Consider the following 17,846-nt stretch of genomic DNA (forward strand, 5'->3'; position numbering starts at 1 on the left):
ACCGTCCACGTCGTCCCGGTCGACGGTCAGGTCATCGGCGAAGTGCCGGTCGCCAGTGGCGTCGGGCACGTACTTCACAGTGACAACGATCCTCAAGCTCACGCCGGCTCTCCTACTGCATCGTCATTTCTCGGCTGCCTACTTGCAGGCAGCATAGGCGCCCCAAGCGGCCGATCCCGGTCGGGGCGGCCCGCGCTCCGACCGGAATATTACTTGTCAGTACACCCAATTCGGTCCCGCTAAGCAAGCGCTTTGAACTGTGACCTTTGCAACGCAGCGTAACCGGAACTCGGCACCCTCGCAGCGGGAGGGCGGCGCCCCGGCGGAGGCAGCTGGCCGATCAGTCGCGGAGCCCGTTGAAGCGCCCCTGGTGATAGAGGAGCGGGCGGCCCGGGCCCGCGGGATCACCGAGGACGACCTCGGCCAGCACGATGCGGTGCTCCCCGGCGGGCACCCGCCCGACCACCCGGCACACCAGCCAGGCGAGGACGTCGTCCAGGACCGGGACACCCTCGGGACCCTCGCGCCAGGCCGTGGGCGCGCCGAAACGGTCGGCGCCGCTGCGGGCGAAGGTGGCGGCCAGCTCCTGCTGGTGCTCTCCGAGTATGTGGATGCCGACGTGGTCGGCGTCCGCCACCGCCGGCCAGCTGGAGGAACCGGTACTGATACCGAAGGAGAGCAGCGGGGGCTCGGCGGAGACGGAGGTGAGGGAGGTGGCGGTGAAGCCGACCGGGCCGGCGTGACCGCGGGCGGTGATCACCGCGACCCCTGCCGCGTGCCGCCGGAAGACGGAGCGCAGGAGGTCGGGAGAGGCGAGCTGAGGGATGGCGAGGTCGGGCGTGGCCGTCATGGAGTTGTCCTTCTGCGAATGGGACGAGCGGATCCGTGGCTGCTCAACAGCCCGGACAGCGCGCGCTCGCGGTGCGGGCGAGGTCGACGTGCACCCGCCCGAAGAGAAGGAGTTCCGAAGGCATGCGGTCAGGCTGACGATATGTGGTGCGCACAGTCAAGTACGTTCCGGAATATGGGAGCTGCCTCACCGTCGGCGTGACAGGCGTCAAACCGCCTCCCCCAGCGCGGCGATCACGTCTGCCTTGCGCGGCTGTCCGGTGGCGCGCCGCACCACCCGGCCGTCTGCGTCGAGGACCAGCACGGTCGGGGTCTTGAGGATGTCGAGTTCGCGGACGAGCTCCAGGTTGTCCTCGGCGTCGATCTCGACGTGTGTGACGCCCGGCACGACGCCGGCCACCTCGCCGAGGACCCGCCGGGTCGCCCGGCAGGGGGCGCAGAAGGCGCTGGAGAACTGCACGAGCGTGGCGCGCTCGCCGAGTTCCCCGCCCAGCTCGGCCGCGCCCAGCCGCTTCCCGTCGTCGCGTCCGCGCACCCGTACCCTCCCGCTCCGCCGCCGGTGCAGCACTCCGTAGGCACTCGCCACCGCGAGCACCACGACGCACACGACAAGTCCGGCCATCGGCTGCTCCAGCGTTCACGAGACTGCAAAGATTCCCGGCTCCATGAATCGTTTCCCTTGCGGAATGCTTGATTCATGGACATCGATGTGAGGGGACCGCGCTTCGGAGCGGCCGTGACGACCATAGTGCTGGCGGCCGTGCTGATCACGGGCAGTGCCTGGCTGCTGGCCTGGCAGACCCTGGCGTTCGCGCTGGGGGCGGCGGGCGGGGTGGGCCGTTCACCGTACGGCTGGCTCTTCCGCACGCTCGTACGGCCCCGGCTCGGGCCGCCGACCGAGTTCGAGGCGCCCGAACCGCCGCGGTTCGCACAGGCGGTGGGGCTCGTCTTCGCCGGCATCGGGCTGGCCGGGTACGTGCTCGGGGCCGCCTGGCTGGGGCTCGCCGCCACCGGGGCGGCGCTCGCGGCCGCCTTCCTGAACGCCTCGTTCGGGTACTGCCTGGGGTGCGAGATGTACCTGCTCGTGCGGCGGGTGACGGTTCGGGCGGAGTAAAGGCGGATTAAAAGTCCGAGGTGGATCACTGGGCCGACGTGACGAGGATCTCGCCGCACTCGGGCACCAGGACTGGCTACGCGTCCGTTCTTCGGGCACGATCTGCGACATGCCGTAAACCTACGGCTGCGTAACTTTCCGCCAGGAGTCCCTTCCCTGGCAGAGAAGGAAGGGTCCACCCCGTCCATGGCAGAGCTTGTCTACCGTCCCGTCGTTGGTCTCGCCCAGACGTTGTTCAAGGCGTGGGACCTCAAGATCGACTGCAAGGGTTCGGAGAACATCCCGCGCTCGGGCGGTGCCGTGCTGGTGAGCAATCACATCAGCTACCTGGATTTCGTCTTCAGCGGGCTGGCGGCTCTCCCGCAGAAGCGTCTGGTTCGCTTCATGGCGAAGGAGTCCGTCTTCCGGCACAGGATCTCCGGCCCGCTGATGCGCGGAATGAAGCACATCCCGGTGGACCGCACGCAGGGCGAGACGGCGTACGCGCACGCGCTGGACTCGCTCCGGTCCGGCGAGATCGTCGGGGTCTTCCCGGAGGCCACGATCTCGCAGTCGTTCACGCTGAAGAGCTTCAAGTCGGGTGCCGCGCGTATGGCCCAGGAGGCCGGTGTGCCGCTGATCCCGATGGCGGTGTGGGGTACGCAGCGTCTGTGGACCAAGGGCCATCCGCGCAACTTCAAGCGCAGCCACACCCCGATCACCATCCGGGTGGGTGAGGCGATCGAGGCCTCCCGCGACAAGTACGCGGGTGCGATCACCCGGCAGCTGCGCGAGCGCGTGCAGGAGCTGCTGGAGGCCGCGCAGCGCGCCTACCCCGTGCGCCCCAAGGACGCGAACGACACCTGGTGGATGCCGGCCCACCTCGGCGGCACCGCGCCGACCCCGGAAGAGGTCCGCGCGGCCGAGACCCGCTGACCCCCGCGCCGCGCTCACCGTCGCACAGCCGACAGGGCCCGCGCCGTAACGGAAGAGCCGGCCGCCGGCGGCTGGTTCGGTTCTGCTGACCGCGCTACCGGGGCGGAGATGCGGCGCTGTGTCAGGGTGTCGGTGGCAGCTGCGGCGGTGCTCGCCCCGGGGGCTGGGTCGCCGAGCCCCACGTTCAGGACTGGTGGCTCGTGCGACCGCCTGCGACGGGGCGCCGCCGGGTGACGCGGTGCGGCAACTGGCGGCGGGCGGCGACCACTTCTCGTCGCCGGGCGAGGGCGCGGGTCGCGGCCGCCCCCGTCGCGAGCAGCGCCGGCGCCACGGCCGAGGCGAGCACCCAGTGCTTCCGCAGAGCCGGTGTCAACCGTCCCCCGGGCTCCGCCCCCCCCCGGGGTCCTCCCTCTGCTCGTCGCCGCCGATCGTGCCGTCCTGCCCGGTCCCCCATCACGTATGGCGGGGAGAACGGCGACTGGGACGGATCAGCTCTGCGGCAGGGTGCGCACCGGGGCGGGGGCGTGGACGGTGACGCGGGCTCCCGGGCTGAACTTCTCCAGCAGCTCGGCGAGTTCGGCTGCCGCCGCCTCCGCCTCGGGGACGGGCATCGGTGCCAGGCTCTCCAGCAGGAAGATCGCGGCCACGGACTCCTCGGTGAGCCGGGTGCGCGGCCCCTGGCGCCAGTTCCACCTGCGGCAGGTCACACCGGCCTCGTCGCACCACACGACCTCACCCGCGTCGGGGTGCTCGACGTTCTCCTCGCCGCCGGCGACGGTCACGAAGTCCTCGTCCCCGGCGGCCCGCACGAGGTGCATGCCGCCCTGGACGCGGTCGAGGTCCTCGCCGCCGACGGGGATCAGACGGGCGACGCTGACGGCGTTGTAGAGGTCGACGAGCAGGTTGATCCGGGGCAGTCCCGCCTCCGTCAGGGCCCTCTTGGCCAGTGCCTCCGCGGAGTTGCGCGTGCGCGAGGGCTTCGAGCCGAAGGCCGTGTAGATCTCGCGCCAGGCGGCCATGTGCGGGTCCTCGTGCGGCGCGCGGCCGTCCAGACGTACGGCCAGCCGACGGGCCGCGTCGTCGAGGAGCGCCGAACTGCCTTCGGTGCTGGGTCCGTTGACGAGGCCGTACGCCTCCACGGCGACGTGGGTGAAGCCGGGCGCGAGGGTGCGCACCTCGTCGGAAACGGTCAGCGTGAGAGTCATGATCCGCCTTGCCTCAGTGCGGTGGGGAGCGTCTTCCACAGATACGGCCGGTCGGGTGCGGCCTTCAGGGCGCCGAGAACAGCCGGGTGTGGTTCAGCATACAGGACTGGATAGTCCATCTCACTGGACTCCAGGTCCGGGGTGAAGGCCAGGCGCTCACCCTCGAGGGAGAACTGCGCGTCCACGCCCGGTTTGTTGCCGCGCGGATCCTGCCGGTGCCAGGCCCCGTTGAAGCGTACGGCGACCAGTCCGTGCACCACGTCGAACTTCTGGTAGCAGAGCGCGGTCGGAATGTCCTCGGCCCGCAGCAGCGCGGTCAGCGCGTGGGCCTTGGCGAAGCAGATGCCGGTGCCCTGCTCCAGGACGTCGGAGGCCCGCCAGGTGACGCGAAGGTCACCGGAGTCCTGCGAGTGCGGAATGGTGTCACGCACGAACTCGAACGCCAGTTGTGCATAGGCATACGAGTCCTCCGCCTCTTTGGCGAGCCGCGCGGCGGTCTCCCGCACGAGCGGATGATGATGGTCGATGGCCTCGTCGGCGGCCAGATATGCGGACAGGTCGGCAGTGTTCTGGATCAGCTCCATGCCCGCAGAGCATAGAAACGCGATCACCCTAGAGTCAATGACTTTTCGAGTGACCGCATATTTATGCACGGCTCACAGGGCCTATCGAGCCATCTCCTCCTTGACGGCCGCGACGAAGGCGTCCACGTCGTCCTCGGTCGTGTCGAAGGCGCACATCCAGCGCACGACGCCGGCCGCCTCGTCCCAGAAGTAGAAGCGGAACTTCTTCTGCAGTCGCTCGCTCACGTGGTGCGGAAGCTTGGCGAAGACGCCGTTGGCCTGCACCGGGTAGAGGATCTCCACGCCGTGCACGGCGCGGACGCCATCAGCCAGCCGCTGGGCCATCTCGTTGGCGTGGCGGGCGTTGCGCAGCCACAGGTCCCTGGCAAGCAGGGCCTCCAGCTGCACCGACACGAAGCGCATCTTGGAGGCGAGCTGCATGGACAGCTTGCGCAGGTGCTTCATGTGGCTGACGGCGTCCTGGTTGATGACGACGACTGCCTCGCCGAACAGCGCACCGTTCTTCGTCCCGCCGAGGGAGAGGATGTCGACGCCGACCGCGTTGGTGAACGTGCGCATCGGCACGTTCAGGGAGGCGGCCGCGTTGGCTATCCGGGAGCCGTCGAGGTGCACTTTCATGCCGCGCGCGTGGGCGTGGTCGCAGATGGCGCGGATCTCGTCGGGCGTGTAGAGGGTGCCGAGCTCCGTGCTCTGGGTGATCGAGACGACCTGCGGCATCGCACGGTGTTCGTCCTCCCAGCCCCAGGCCTGCCGGTCGATCAGTTCGGGCGTGAGCTTGCCGTCGGGCGTGGGCACGGTGAGCAGTTTCAGGCCGCCCATGCGTTCGGGGGCGCCGCCCTCGTCGACGTTGATGTGCGCGCTCTCGGCGCAGATCACCGCGCCCCAGCGGCCGGTTACCGCCTGGAGGGCGACGACGTTGGCGCCGGTGCCGTTGAAGACCGGGAACGCCTCGGCCGTGGCCCCGAAGTGGCTGCGGACGATCCGCTGGAGGTTCTCGGTGTAGACGTCCTCGCCGTAGGCGACCTGGTGCCCGCCGTTGGCCAGGGCCAGGGCGGCGAGCACCTCCGGGTGGGCCCCGGCGTAGTTGTCGCTTGCGAAACCGCGGACTCCCGGGTCGTGATGGCGGCGCGCGTCGGTCTTCGGAGGGTTCACGGCTTCTCGGTCAGCCACAGACGTTGTCCGTTCACTTCTGCGGCGGGCTTCTCCCAGACGCCGGCGATTTCCTCGGCCAGATCCTTGACGTCCGTGAAGCCCGCGAACTTCGCGTTCGGGCGCTCGGCGCGCATGGCGTCGTGCACCAGTGCCTTCACCACCAGGATCGCAGCCGCGGACGTCGGCCCGCTCTCGCCTCCCGCCTTGCGGAAGTAGTCCGCGAGGGCCAGCGTCCACGCCTCGGCGGCGGCCTTGGCGGCGGCGTACGCGGCGTTGCCCGCGGTGGGCCTGGTCGCGCCGGCCGCGCTGATCAGGACGTACCGGCCGCGCTCGCTGCGCTGCAGCGCCTCGGAGAAGGCGAGGGAGGTGTGCTGCACGGTGCGGATGAGCAGCAGTTCCAGGAAGTCCCAGTCGTCCAGGCTGGTCTTGACGAAGGTCTCGCTGCCGCGCCAGCCGCCGACGAGATGGACCACGCCGTCCACGCGGCCGAAGTCCTTCTCGACCCGGGTGGCCCAGTCGCGGGTCGAGTCGAGGTCCAGCAGATCCACCGTCTCGCCGACCACGGTGGCGCCGCCGTGCCCGTAGCGGGCCGCGTCCACGGCCTCCGCCAGACGCTCGGGATCGTTGTCCGCGCCGACCACGGTCGCACCCGCGTCGGCGAGCCGTACGAGTGCCGCGCGCCCCGCGGGCCCGCCCGCGCCGGCCACCGCGATCACCGCACCGCTGAGAGCCCCGTTCCGCATGTTCTTCGCCTCCTGAGCAGTGTTGTCGCGGTCGCTCACGCGGCGACTCGCCCGGCGCTCTCCGCGGTGATGCCCTTGGTGGAGGCGATCACCTTCTTCAGCTTCTTGGAGAGAGCCTCATAGAACATGCTCAGCGGAAACTCGTCCGGAAGCACGTCATCGACGAGCTTTCGCGGCGGCTGGGTCAGGTCGAGGGCGTCCGGGCCCTTGGCCCAGCGAGAGCCCGGGTGCGGAGCGAGGTAGGCGGAGACCAGCTCGTACCCGGCGAACCAGTGGACGAGCTTCGGCCGGTCGATGCCGTCGCGGTAGAGCTTCTCGATGTCGGCGCACAGCTGGTTGGTGACCTGCGGGGCGCGCTGCCAGTCGATGTGCAGCTTGTTGTCGGTCCAGCGGACGACGTCGTGCTTGTGCAGGTAGGCGAAGAGCAGCTGGCCGCCGAGGCCGTCGTAGTTGCGTACGCGCTCGCCGGTGACCGGGAAGCGGAACATGCGGTCGAACAGCACCGCGTACTGCACGTCACGGGCCTGCGGGATGCCGTCGGCCTCCAGCTTCACGGCCTCCTTGAAGGCGGTGAGGTCGCAGCGCAGCTCTTCCAGGCCGTACATCCAGAACGGCTGGCGCTGCTTGATCATGAACGGGTCGAAGGGCAGGTCGCCGTGGCTGTGGGTGCGGTCGTGGACCATGTCCCACAGGACGAAGGCCTCCTCGCAGCGCTTCTGGTCGTGGACCATGGCGGCGATGTCCTCGGGCAGCTCGAGGCCCAGGATGTCGACGGCCGCGTCGGTGACCCGGCGGAAGCGGGCGGCCTCGCGGTCGCAGAAGATGCCGCCCCAGCTGAAGCGCTCGGGGGCCTCGCGCACGGCGATGGTCTCCGGGAAGAGGACGGCGGAGTTGGTGTCGTACCCGGCCGTGAAGTCCTCGAACTTGATGCCGCAGAACAGCGGGTTGTCGTAGCGGGCGCGCTCCAGTTCGGCCAGCCAGTCCGGCCACACCATGCGCAACACGACCGCCTCGAGGTTGCGGTCCGGGTTGCCGTTCTGCGTGTACATCGGGAAGACGACCAGGTGCTGCAGGCCGTCCCTGCGGTTCGCGGCGGGCTGGAAGGCCAGCAGCGAGTCGAGGAAGTCGGGCACCTTGAAGCCGCCGTCGGCCCAGCGGTGCAGGTCCGTGACGAGGGCCTCGTGGTAGGCGCTGTCGTGCGGGAGCAGCGGGGACAGCTCCTCGACGGCGTGGACCACACGCCGGACGGTGCGCTCGGCGTCCGCGGGATCCGGGGAGCCCTCGGCCTCGAAGTCGATCGAACCGTCTTTGGTCTGCCATGGGCGGATCTGCTCCACGGCATCCTTGAGCACGGGCCACGCCGGGTGATCCACCACCCTGACCACGGGAGGAACCTGCCCCTCCGAACCCACCTGCACAAGAATTTCCGTCATTTCCCATCCTCCACGGGAGAACCTCGCGTAGTGAGACCGTACACATACGAGCTTCCTCCCAACAAGAGGAGTCTCAGGAAATTATCCTGCACCCACCCGGTCATCGCCGCACTTTTTCCTGCCGGAAGCTCCCGATGGCGCCTACCCCGGCCACGCGTCATCACACGCACCCAGGAACGCGGCGGCGCCCCTCGGGTCAATCCCCGCAGGACTCGCCCACGCCAGGGTGACCACGGCTCGTCTTGCGTGCCAGGTCGGCCGCGCCCGCCACCCAATCGGCCGTGTACGCGCGGGTCCAACGCGGGGTGTGGCCATTAGGCTGCGGCTCTGCCCGCGCGGGCGTCCACCCGGGCCGTGCGCGCGACCGAGCCGCCGTCGACGGAAGCGAGTTGAACCTTGAACTTCCTTACCATCGGACACCGCGGAGTCATGGGTGTCGAGCCCGAGAACACCCTCCGTTCCTTCGCCGCCGCCCAGCAGGCCGGCCTCGACGTCATCGAACTCGATCTGCACCTGAGCAAGGACGCCGCCCTCGTCGTCATGCACGACACGGACGTGGACCGTACGACCGACGGCACCGGGCCGATCGCCGAGAAGACCCTCGCCGAGCTGCGCGGCCTGGACGCGGGCCACGGCGAGCGTATCCCGGTGTTCGAGGAGGTCCTGGACGCCGTCCGAACACCGCTCCAGGCCGAGATCAAGGACGTGGCGGCGGCGCGGGCACTGGCCGAGGTCATGCACCGGCGGGACCTGGTCTCCCGCGTCGAGGTGTCCTCGTTCCACGACGAGGCGATCGCCGAGATCGCCCGCCTGGTACCAGGTGTACGGACGGCGCTGATCGGCAGCCGCTACGGCACGGACATCGTGGACCGTGCCGTCGAGGCCGGCGCCGCCACCGTCTGTCTGAACATCCGCCGGCTCACCCTGGAGATCGTGGAACGGGCCCGCAAGGCGGACCGCAGGATCATCGGCTGGGTGGTGAACACCCAGGACCACCTGCGTCTCGCACGGGCCCTGGGCCTGGACGGCGCGACCACCGACTACCCGGAGATCAAGCGCACCGGCCGGTTCACGGCCTGACCGCGGACGGCGCGGAGGCGGACGGCGTGGAGGCGGACGGCGTGGAGGCGGACGGCGTGGAGGCGGACGGCGTGACGATCATCCGAGCTCCTTGACCAGCAGCTCGAACTGCAGGTCGTCGCGCCGCGGAACGCCGAAGCGCTCGTCGCCGTACGGGAACGGGGTCATCCGGCCCGTACGGCGGTAGCCGCGCCGCTCGTACCAGGCGATGAGGTCCTCTCGCGCGGTGATCACGGTCATGTGCATCTCCTTGGCGCCCCAGGTCTCGCGGACCCTGCGCTCCGCCTCCGTGATGATGACCTTGCCGAGTCCGGCGCCCTGGAGGCTCGGGCTGACCGCGAACATCCCGAAGTAGGCGTGTTCGCCGCGGTGTTCGAGCTGACAGCAGGCGACGATCCGTCCGTCGCGCTCGACGGCCAGCAACCGGCTGTCGGGCGACTCGATGACGGCCAGCACGAGCTCCGCGTCGGTCCGCTGGCCTTCGAGGATGTCCGCCTCGGTGGTCCATCCGGCCCGGCTGTCGTCTCCGCGGTACGCTGATTCGATCAGCGCGACGAGGGTGTCCACGTCGAGGTCGCTGGCGTCCCGGAAGGTCAGTCCGGTGACGGTGGTGTCCATCGGCGGTACTCCAATCGGCGGCACGGTGGGCACCGACGAGGGTAACGCCGACCCTCACCAGGCCCTAGGCTCCGGGTGCATGGTGCACGTACTGAGCGGGCGGGTGCTGCTCCGCCCCACCGATCCGGAGCGTTCCCGCGCCTTCTACGGCGGACAGCTGGGCCTCGCCGTCTACCGAGAGTTCGGTACGGGACCGGAGCGCGGGACCGTCTACTTCCTCGGCGGCGGCTTCCTTGAGGTCTCCGGGCGGTCCGATGCCCCGCCGTCCCCGGCCGTGCGGCTCTGGTTGCAGGTGGCGGACGTGGCGGCCGCGCACGACGAGCTGCGGGCCGGGGGCGTCGAGATCGTACGGCCGCCGGTGCAGGAACCGTGGGGGCTCGTCGAGATGTGGATCGCGGATCCGGACGGAACGCAGATCGTGCTGGTGGAGGTACCGGCAGACCATCCGATCCGGTACCGGCCGGGAATCTGAGATCAGCCGGGAATCTGAGATCAGCCGGGACGGTGCTCCCGGCGGTCGGTGCGGGTCAGTTCCCTGAATCCCACCCGAGGTCAGGCGGTCGATCGCCGCCTGGTGGGCGGCCGCTTCGCAGGCGACCAGACGGTACACGCCGCACAGGCCGAGCCAGTCGGCGGCCTGGGCCGGCAGCCAACGACCGGGCGGCGATCCGCGGAAGGGGCGCACCGTGGGCGTGGGCCTGCGTGACCCCCGGGCCGGGGTGAGGCGCTGGAGGCGCCATGCGGTGCGGTACGGCGCCGAGGATATGCCGGAGCGCGGTCGCCGCACCAGTGCGCGCCGTCGGATGGCAGCGGTCACGGACCGGGGCTAGCGTCGGGGAGGTACCTCCGCGCCGGCAGGAAGGCCGTGACGCCATGAACCTCGACAAGCCGGTGCCAGGCGGGCCCTGCTGGGCCGAGGTGGGAGCCCCCGACCTGGAGGCGGCCGAGCGGTTCTACGCCGGGGTCTTCGGCTGGCGGACGGAGACGGACCCCCGGGAGGAGATGGGCGGCTACACGATCGCGTACCTGGGAGACCTCCCGGTCGCGGCCCTCGTCCCGCTGGGCGAGGAGGGGCAGCCCGTCGTCTGGTACGTGACGTTCGCCGTGTCGGACGTCGACGCCACCGTGGAGACGGTCAAGTCGGAGGGCGGCTCCGTGGTGTTCGAACCCGGGGACGTCCCCGGCATGGGCCGCTTCGCCTCCGTCACCGATCCGCAGGGCGCCGGCTTCCACCTGTGGCAGGCCCGGGGCTTCGAGGGCGCGGGCCTGCTCAACGCCCCCGGCGCCCTGTGCTGGGTGGAGCTGCTGACGCGGTCCCCCGAGCGAGCGGAGAACTTCTACACGACCGTCTTCGGCTGGAGCGTCAACTCCTCCGAGAACTACACGCAGTGGGGCGTCGACGGCGCGGACTTCGGCGGCATGGTGACAATGGACGACAAGTTCCCGCCCGAGGTGCCGCCGCACTGGCTGCCGTACTTCGCGTCGGCGGACGTGGACGCGACCTCGGCCGTGGCGGCCGACACCGGCGGCGCCGTCCTGACGGAGCCGGCCTCCCTCCCTGACGGACCTCGCATCGCGGTGCTGCGGGATCCGCGGGGCGCGGTGTTCGGCGTGTACCGGGCGGGCGACGAAGGATGATCCTCAGGCACCCGGGACCGGCCGTCGGTCCTGCGGCGTCACCGTGACCCGGTTCGATGACCGGGGCGGGGTGCCGGGTGCCGTCCTGCGAGGCGGTCGTTGCCGTGCGGACGTCCGTGCCCTGAACTTCCGGTGCCCGCGTCGGAGCTTCCGTGACCTGCTGTGCTCCGGTCAATGCTCCCCGTGTACACCCTTGCGCTCGCTTGCGCGCCGCGCTGCCCGGGCATCCCTTGACCGATCGTCGAACCGACCGGCGAGCAGGGGGGTGGACGTGCACGGACCGGCTTCGCCCGGCTGGCTGCTGGTGGCGCTGTGCGCGGCCACCGGCGCCTACTGCCTGCTGCGGATGCGCAGCACTGTCGAGGAGCAGCGCCGGGCCGCGGGCGGCGAGGCGCTCATGGGCTTCGGCATGGCCGCGATGGCCGTGCCCGCGACCTCGTTCACACCGCCCCCCTGGGCCTGGCCCGGGTACATGGCCGTCTTCGGCGCGGCCGGGGTGCACGCCCTGTGGGCGGCCCGGGCGGGCGCACACCATCTGCACCACCTGGTGGGGGCGTCGGCCATGGTCTACATGGCGATGGTGATGGCCTCCTCCTCCGGCGCGCACACCGGCCACGGCGGCTCCGGTGTCCCGCTTCTGACCGGCGTGCTGCTTCTCTACTTCGTCGGGTACGTGCTGCTGTCCGGTGCCCGGCTGGTGCCCGTCACCGCGGGGGGCGGGGCCGTCGGCTGGGGCGACCGGCCGGAGCTGGCGCGGGCCTGCCGGCTGTCCATGGGGATCGGGATGGTCGCCATGCTGCTGACGCTCTGACGCCGCTGCCGAGTGCCACGCACCGAACGCAACCGTTGCCTGCGTCACTTTGCCGCGGCGGGCCGTGTCCCGGGCGGCTCGGCGCTCATAGGCTGCCCCCATGATGGTCCCCGCGGCACTTCTGCTGCTCGCCGCCATGACCGCCGTCGTCGCTCCCCGGCTGCTCGGCCGGGCCGACTGGCCGGACCGCGAGCCGGTGCTCGCCCTGTGGGTGTGGCAGTGCGTGGTGGCGGCCGTCCTGCTGTGCTGTGCGCTGTCGATGACGCTCAGCGCGGCGGCCGCCTGGCAGGCGGTGGGCGGCCATGTGTTCGCCTCGGCGCCGCACGCCGTCGTGGAGGCCTACACGATCGGCCGGGCGGCGAGTCCCTGGGCGGCGGCGACCGCGGTGGCGCTCGCCTGCGGCGGGATGTGGACCGCGGCGATGCTGGTCCGGGAGGTCGTACGGACCCGTGTCCGGCGCCGGCTGCGGCGGGCCGAGCTCCTCGTGAGCGCCCCGCTGTTGCCCGGCGAGGAGCCCGGAAGCGGGCTCGTCGTCCTGGAGAGCGACCGGCCCGACGCCTGGTGGCTGCCGGGGACGGCGCCCCGGCTCGTGATCACCACTGCCGCGCTGCGCCGTCTGAAGGGCCGGCAGCTGGACGCCCTCGTCGCCCACGAGGAGGGGCACGCCCAGGCCCGGCACGACTGGCTGCTGCACTGCTCGGCCGCGCTGGCCGGCGGATTCCCGCAGGTGCCGGTGTTCGCCGCGTTCCGCGCCGAGATGCACCGCCTGGTCGAGCTCGCCGCCGACGACGTGGCCTCCCGCCGCTTCGGCCGGCTGACGACGGCGCTCGCGCTGGTGGAGGTCAACGAGGACCGGGGCGTGTTCGGACCCGGCCCGACCCCGCAGGCCCATGTGCCGCAGCGGGTGCACCGGCTGCTCACTCCTGCGGACCGGCTCCCGGCGGCCCGCCGGCTGCGGCTGACGGCGACGGCCGCGCTGGTGCCGGTGGTGCCGTTCCTGGTGGCGTTCGTACCGGGACTGAGGGCACTGGGGTAGTGGGGGGATTGGCCTCCCGGCCCACCGGTCGGCGAGGATCGCAGCATGCACAGCCCGTCCGTCGACTCACCGCCCCGCCCGCAGGAGCACCGCCCCGCCGCCCGCTGCGCCTGCGTCCTGGCGGTGTGCTTCGTGCTGCTGCTCTGCCTGGTCGTGGTCCGGTGGCACCCCCTGATCACCCTCGACGGCGACATCTCCCGCACGACCCACCGGTGGGCGGTCGACGAGCCCGGCACCACCCATGCCTTCCGCATCCTGACGGACTGGGTCTGGGATCCGTGGACGATGCGTGTCCTGTGCGCGGTCGTCGTGGTGTGGCTGGTGTGGCGGCGGGCGGCGTGGTGGACGGCCTGGTGGCTCGCGGTCACCTGTGCGCTGGGCACAGCGCTGCAGCAGTCATTGAAGACCGCGGTCGACCGCCCGCGCCCGGTCTGGTCCGACCCCGTCGACTCCGCCCACTACGCGGCCTTCCCCTCGGGCCACGCCCTGACCGCGACCGTTGTTTTCGGCCTCCTGCTGTGGCTGCTGCACCATCATGGTGCCGGCCGCGCGGTGTGGCGGTCGGCCCTGGCCGTAGCGGCGGTCTCCGTCGCCGGCGTCGGCCTGACCCGGGTGTGGCTGGGAGTCCACTGGGCCTCGGACGTGGTGGGCGGCTGGCTCCTCGGAGGGCTGGTGGTGGCCCTGGCGGTGGTGGCCCATCACTACTGGCACGGCCGCCAGGAGCCACCGCACTGACGGAGGAGCCGGAAGTGGACGAAGACGCCGGTACAGTCCGGCGCATGGCTGCCGTACTGTTCGACTTCTCCGGAACCCTCTTCCGTATCGAGTCCGCCGAGACCTGGCTGCGGGCCGTACTCGCCGACGCGGAACTCTCCCTCGCCGAGCCTGAGTTGATTCAGGCGGCACGAGCGCTGGAGAGCGTGGGTGCCCTGCCCGGTGGCGCCTACCCCTCGCAGGCGATGCCCGACGTGCTCGCCGGAATCTGGGCCGTCCGCGACCAGAGCGCCGAACTGCACCGGGCCGCGTACACCGGCCTCTCCCGCCAGGTACCGCTGCCCGACCCGCGGCTGCACGACGCACTGTACGACCGCCACATGACGCCGGCCGCGTGGAGCCCCTATCCCGACGCCGCCGAGGTGCTGCGCACGCTGCGCGAGCGCGGGATCGGTGTCGGCGTGGTCAGCAACATCGGCTGGGACGTGCGGCCGGTGTTCCGCGCGCACGGCCTCGACCGGTACGTCGACACGTACGTCCTGTCGTACGAACACGGCATCCAGAAGCCGGACCCACGGCTGTTCGCGGCCGCCTGCGCCGCGCTCGGCGCCGAACCGAGGCAGACGCTGATGGTCGGTGACGACCGGCGGGCCGACGGGGGTGCGGCGGCTCTGGGGTGCGGGGTGCACTTCGTGGACCATCTGCCGGTGTCCCGGCGGCCGGACCAGCTGCGGCCGGTGCTGGACCTGGTGGCGGCCGGTACGGCGAAGAAGTAGCCCCGACCGGGACAGGAACTGGCCGCGAGTGTGCTCGCCCGCCCTGGACGATCCCCCGCGCCGTCCAGGGCAGACGGCAACCCTGACCAGGCCCTCCTCGGGCCGGGCCGGATGCGTTGAGTATAGTTGGCTGGCAGCCAGTCAACGCAGGAGTTACAGCATGTCCCCGCGCAGCGCCTCGGTCAATGAAGAATTGCGGCGGCGTTCCCGGGAGCGGCTCCTGCAGGCGGCGGTCGAGCTGGTCGGCGAGCACGGGTACGAGGCGACGACCCTCGGCTCCATCGCGGACCGGGCGGGCTCGGCGCGGGGCCTGGTCTCGTACTACTTCCCCGGCAAGCGCCAGCTTGTGCAGTCCGCCGTGCACCGGCTGATGCACCGCACGCTGGAGGAGGCGCTGGAGCGCGAGCCGCGCACCGGTGACGGCCGGGAGCGGCTGGCGCGGGCCATCGACGCGATCCTGGGCCTGGCCCGGGACCGGCCGGTCCTGATGCGCCAGCACATGGCCGGGCTGCTGGACACCGAGGGCTTCGTGCAGTGCCCGGAGCAGCGGCGCCTGTCCGAACTGCTGCGGGACACCGTCGCCCGCTACGGCTCCCGGGACGTCGACGCCGACTACCCGATGCTGCGCGCACTGCTCATGGGCGCGGTCTACGCGGCCCTGGTGCCGGGGGTTCCGATGCCCGGGCCCGTGCTGCGGGCCGAGCTGTTCGCGCGCTACCGGCTCGACTGGGAGCTCGGGGTCCCGCCGGACGACGAGGCGTCCGGCGGGACGTGCGACACGGATCTGTCACGGTTCTTCGCAACGGGCCGGCAGGCGGCCGGGCCGTCGGACGAACAGCCGGCCGGTCAGTAGTCGAAGTAGTCCGGCTGCGTCTGGACGTTGAGCTCGCGCAGGTGGACCCACTTGGCCGGATTCGTGCGGCGGTCGCTCAGCTTCAGGACGTCGAAGCCCTTGGCGATGTCGTTCGAGTAGATGTAGCCGTTGTAGTAGTACGCCGACCAGGAGCCGGCGGTCGTGAGCTGCTCGGTGCTCACCGGGCCGCGCTCGAAGAAGGCGATCTCCTTCGGGTGGGCGGAGTCGGTGAAGTCCCAGACGGAGACACCGCCCTGGTACCAGGCCTGGACCATGATGTCCCTGCCCCTGACCGGGATCAGTGAGCCGTTGTGGGCCACGCAGACCTCGGTGTCCGCCTGGTGGCGGGGGATCTTGAAGTAGCTCCGGAAGACAAGCTTGCGGGCGTCGCCCTTGCCGACGATGTCGTAGACGCCGTCGGCACCGCGGTTCGGGCCGATCTCGGCGTTGCAGGTGGCCGCACCGCCGCCGCCCAGTTCGTCGGTGAAGACCACTTTGCCGGCCTTCTGGTTGAAGGTCGCCGAGTGCCAGAACGCGAAGTTGACGTTGTCCTGGACCTGGTCGATGACCTTCGGGTGCTCGGGGTCCTTGATGGAGAAGAGGATGCCGTCACCCATGCAGGCGCCCGCCGCCAGGCCCTCGGAGGGCAGGACCGTGATGTCGTGGCAGCCGGTGGTCTTGGAGACGCCCGGGTTGGTGGGCGCACCTGGGTTGCCGCCGCCGTCAGGCCCCTCGCCGGGGAAGAGCACCGGGAAGCCGACGACCGCGGCCTGCTCGGGGGCCTTGCGCGGCACCTTGATGACGGAGATGCCGTCGTGCGGCGGCCGGCAGTCGGGATAGGCGGCGTTCGGCGAGTACGAGGAGACGTAGATGTAGACGTTCCTGCGCTCGGGCACCAGCGTGTGGGTGTGCGAGCCGCAGGCGGTCTCGACGGCGGCGACGTACTTCGGGTTCGCCTTGTCGCTGATGTCGAAGACCTTCATGCCCTCCCACGACGACTTCTCGGTCACGGGCTGCGTGGTGCTGTTGCAACTGCTGTCGCTGCGCGAGGAGTCGGTGGACAGGAACAGCAGGTCACCGGAGACGGAGAGGTCGTTCTGCGAGCCGGGGCACAGGACTTGGGCGACGGTCTTCGGTGCCTTCGGGTTGCTGATGTCGAAGATGCGGAAGCCGTCGTAGTTGCCGGAGAAGGCGTACCTGCCCTGGAAGGCCAGATCGGAATTGGTGCCGGGCAGAACGTCCTTGGGGACGTTGACGAGGTGTTCGATGTTCTCCGAGTGGACGATCTCGTCCTGGCCGGGTATCTCGCCGTCGGCGATCGCCGCCCTGACCTCGGCCTCGGTGTTCTTGGACACCTCGCGGCCCGCGTTCGGCGCGTCCCCGGGGTCGGGGGTCGCGGCGGCCGGTCCGGCCGTCAGCAGCGCGGCCAGGAGTCCCGCGGCCGCCGCGGCAACTCCCAGGCGTCTGCGCCGAGTTCGGGGGCTGTGTAACAGGATCACTGTTTCCTCCCTTGTTCCGTTCACGTGGGAACGGTTCATGCACCACCGAAGTATCGTCTTCATCATGCACATATCAACAGAGGGCAACGAAGATGCAATGGAAGATCCTGGTCAGTCACCCACGCACGGTGCGCTCTTACGCAGCGCGCCCCTTGCCGCGACCGCACTGGTCGCAGTGGCCTCGTTCGGGCTCGGCGGCTGCGACTACGGATCCGATGCGAAGCCGCCCGCGGCGGGCGGGCCGTCGGTGATCGTGCCCGGCAAGCCCGGCGAGGCGAACCGGACCCTCTCCGCCGCGGACGCCGCCGAGCAGCGCGTCGACGACGACTCCCCCAACGCGGCGGACGTCACCTACGCGCGGATGATGATCGAGCACCACACCCAGGCCCTGGAGCTGACCGAACTCGCTCCGGACCGCGCCGAGTCCTCGAAGGTCAAGCGGCTCGCCGAACGGATCACCGCCGCACAGGGACCGGAGATCACCGCGATGCGGAGCTGGCTCAAGACGTACGGCGAGGACGAGAGCAGCGCCGGACACGACCACGGCACGATGCCCGGCATGGCGGACGACGCGCAGCTGAAGAAGCTGCGCGCGTCGAAGGGGGAGGCCTTCGACGAGCTCTTCCTCACCCTGATGATCACCCATCACGAGGGCGCCCTCACCATGGCCGCGGACCTGAAGGCGCAGGGCAACAACATCCGTGTCGAGGAGATGGCCGACGACGTGATCGCCCAGCAGACGAGCGAGATCACGCGGATGCGGAAGATGCGGTGACGGGGTGCGACACGCGCCATCCGGCCGCCGCACCCTGTCAGCGGAGCACCC

21 protein-coding genes and 1 pseudogene are annotated in these 17,846 nt (G+C 70.7%); 11 read left to right on the forward strand and 11 right to left on the reverse strand.

Features of this window, described 5'->3' with window-relative positions; all coding sequences use genetic code 11:
* From ACZ562_RS21750 to ACZ562_RS21760, 3 genes and pseudogenes are all read right to left on the reverse strand, one after another.
* Positions 1-102: pseudogene (locus ACZ562_RS21750) on the reverse strand (electron transfer flavoprotein subunit beta); the annotation flags it as partial.
* Between the two features lie 238 nt (positions 103-340).
* Entirely contained in the window at positions 341-850 is a 510-nt protein-coding gene (locus tag ACZ562_RS21755) for a flavin reductase family protein (protein WP_471181563.1), read from the reverse strand.
* Between the two features lie 207 nt (positions 851-1,057).
* On the reverse strand, positions 1,058-1,471 hold the full coding sequence (locus tag ACZ562_RS21760) for a TlpA family protein disulfide reductase (protein WP_471181566.1): 414 nt from the start codon (positions 1,469-1,471) through the stop codon (positions 1,058-1,060).
* A 75-nt stretch (positions 1,472-1,546) separates the two neighbouring features.
* Here ACZ562_RS21760 and ACZ562_RS21765 point away from each other — a divergent pair, with 75 nt between their 5' ends.
* Positions 1,547-1,963 (forward strand): DUF4395 domain-containing protein, encoded by a 417-nt coding sequence (locus ACZ562_RS21765; protein WP_471181570.1) that lies wholly within the window; start codon positions 1,547-1,549, stop codon positions 1,961-1,963.
* 186 nt (positions 1,964-2,149) lie between these two features.
* Positions 2,150-2,878 carry a lysophospholipid acyltransferase family protein gene (locus ACZ562_RS21770; protein ID WP_471181573.1) on the forward strand — a complete coding sequence of 243 codons (729 nt, stop codon included), beginning with the start codon at positions 2,150-2,152 and terminating at the stop codon, positions 2,876-2,878.
* Between the two features lie 184 nt (positions 2,879-3,062).
* Here ACZ562_RS21770 and ACZ562_RS21775 read toward each other — a convergent pair whose 3' ends face one another.
* The 6 genes from ACZ562_RS21775 to ACZ562_RS21800 all read right to left on the reverse strand — a co-directional run bounded on the left by ACZ562_RS21775 (position 3,063) and on the right by ACZ562_RS21800 (position 7,995).
* The gene (locus ACZ562_RS21775) at positions 3,063-3,251 is read right to left on the reverse strand and encodes a hypothetical protein (protein WP_471181576.1); all 189 of its coding nucleotides are present in this window, start codon (positions 3,249-3,251) and stop codon (positions 3,063-3,065) included.
* Positions 3,252-3,366: 115 nt separating this feature from the next.
* Complete coding sequence (locus tag ACZ562_RS21780; protein WP_471181578.1) at positions 3,367-4,083, reverse strand: B3/B4 domain-containing protein; 717 nt, start codon at positions 4,081-4,083, stop codon at positions 3,367-3,369.
* Positions 4,080-4,667, reverse strand: a complete 588-nt coding sequence (locus tag ACZ562_RS21785; RefSeq protein WP_471181580.1) for a transglutaminase-like domain-containing protein — start codon at positions 4,665-4,667, stop codon at positions 4,080-4,082. Before ACZ562_RS21785 ends, ACZ562_RS21780 begins: the two co-directional genes overlap by 4 nt.
* An 81-nt stretch (positions 4,668-4,748) precedes the next feature.
* On the reverse strand, positions 4,749-5,819 hold the full coding sequence (locus ACZ562_RS21790; RefSeq protein ID WP_471181583.1) for a threonine aldolase family protein: 1,071 nt from the start codon (positions 5,817-5,819) through the stop codon (positions 4,749-4,751).
* Positions 5,816-6,562 (reverse strand): SDR family NAD(P)-dependent oxidoreductase, encoded by a 747-nt coding sequence (locus tag ACZ562_RS21795; RefSeq protein ID WP_471182237.1) that lies wholly within the window; start codon positions 6,560-6,562, stop codon positions 5,816-5,818. The genes ACZ562_RS21790 and ACZ562_RS21795 overlap by 4 nt, the downstream gene beginning before the upstream one ends.
* Positions 6,563-6,597: 35 nt before the next feature.
* Positions 6,598-7,995 (reverse strand): DUF6421 family protein, encoded by a 1,398-nt coding sequence (locus tag ACZ562_RS21800; RefSeq protein WP_471181585.1) that lies wholly within the window; start codon positions 7,993-7,995, stop codon positions 6,598-6,600.
* Between the two features lie 396 nt (positions 7,996-8,391).
* On the opposite strand from ACZ562_RS21800, the gene ACZ562_RS21805 reads away from it, so the two are divergent.
* On the forward strand, positions 8,392-9,075 hold the full coding sequence (locus ACZ562_RS21805; RefSeq protein WP_471181588.1) for a glycerophosphodiester phosphodiesterase: 684 nt from the start codon (positions 8,392-8,394) through the stop codon (positions 9,073-9,075).
* A gap of 78 nt (positions 9,076-9,153) precedes the next feature.
* On the opposite strand, the gene ACZ562_RS21810 is transcribed toward ACZ562_RS21805, so the two are convergent.
* On the reverse strand, positions 9,154-9,693 hold the full coding sequence (locus ACZ562_RS21810; protein ID WP_471181590.1) for a GNAT family N-acetyltransferase: 540 nt from the start codon (positions 9,691-9,693) through the stop codon (positions 9,154-9,156).
* Positions 9,694-9,772: 79 nt separating this feature from the next.
* Between ACZ562_RS21810 and ACZ562_RS21815 the strand changes: the two genes are divergently transcribed.
* From ACZ562_RS21815 to ACZ562_RS21845, 7 genes are all read left to right on the forward strand, one after another.
* Positions 9,773-10,165, forward strand: coding sequence for a VOC family protein (locus tag ACZ562_RS21815; protein WP_471181593.1), 393 nt, complete (start codon positions 9,773-9,775; stop codon positions 10,163-10,165).
* Between the two features lie 401 nt (positions 10,166-10,566).
* Complete coding sequence (locus ACZ562_RS21820) at positions 10,567-11,331, forward strand: VOC family protein (RefSeq protein ID WP_471181595.1); 765 nt, start codon at positions 10,567-10,569, stop codon at positions 11,329-11,331.
* A gap of 271 nt (positions 11,332-11,602) precedes the next feature.
* Complete coding sequence (locus ACZ562_RS21825; protein WP_471181598.1) at positions 11,603-12,142, forward strand: DUF5134 domain-containing protein; 540 nt, start codon at positions 11,603-11,605, stop codon at positions 12,140-12,142.
* A 100-nt stretch (positions 12,143-12,242) separates the two neighbouring features.
* On the forward strand, positions 12,243-13,178 hold the full coding sequence (locus tag ACZ562_RS21830; RefSeq protein WP_471181600.1) for a M56 family metallopeptidase: 936 nt from the start codon (positions 12,243-12,245) through the stop codon (positions 13,176-13,178).
* 45 nt (positions 13,179-13,223) lie between these two features.
* The gene (locus ACZ562_RS21835) at positions 13,224-13,913 is read left to right on the forward strand and encodes a phosphatase PAP2 family protein (protein WP_471181603.1); all 690 of its coding nucleotides are present in this window, start codon (positions 13,224-13,226) and stop codon (positions 13,911-13,913) included.
* 44 nt (positions 13,914-13,957) lie between these two features.
* Positions 13,958-14,668: an HAD family hydrolase gene (locus ACZ562_RS21840; protein ID WP_471181605.1), complete on the forward strand. Its 711-nt coding sequence runs from the start codon at positions 13,958-13,960 to the stop codon at positions 14,666-14,668.
* A 160-nt stretch (positions 14,669-14,828) separates the two neighbouring features.
* A complete protein-coding gene (locus ACZ562_RS21845) occupies positions 14,829-15,521 on the forward strand; it encodes a TetR/AcrR family transcriptional regulator (protein WP_471181607.1) in 693 nt (230 codons plus the stop codon).
* On the opposite strand, the gene ACZ562_RS21850 is transcribed toward ACZ562_RS21845, so the two are convergent.
* On the reverse strand, positions 15,515-17,020 hold the full coding sequence (locus ACZ562_RS21850) for an LVIVD repeat-containing protein (RefSeq protein ID WP_471181610.1): 1,506 nt from the start codon (positions 17,018-17,020) through the stop codon (positions 15,515-15,517). The two genes, ACZ562_RS21845 and ACZ562_RS21850, sit on opposite strands and share 7 nt — an antisense overlap.
* A gap of 97 nt (positions 17,021-17,117) precedes the next feature.
* Between ACZ562_RS21850 and ACZ562_RS21855 the strand changes: the two genes are divergently transcribed.
* On the forward strand, positions 17,118-17,795 hold the full coding sequence (locus ACZ562_RS21855) for a DUF305 domain-containing protein (RefSeq protein WP_471182240.1): 678 nt from the start codon (positions 17,118-17,120) through the stop codon (positions 17,793-17,795).
* Positions 17,796-17,846: the final 51 nt, after the last annotated feature.

The organism is Streptomyces sp. NPDC040410 (genome assembly GCF_055595715.1).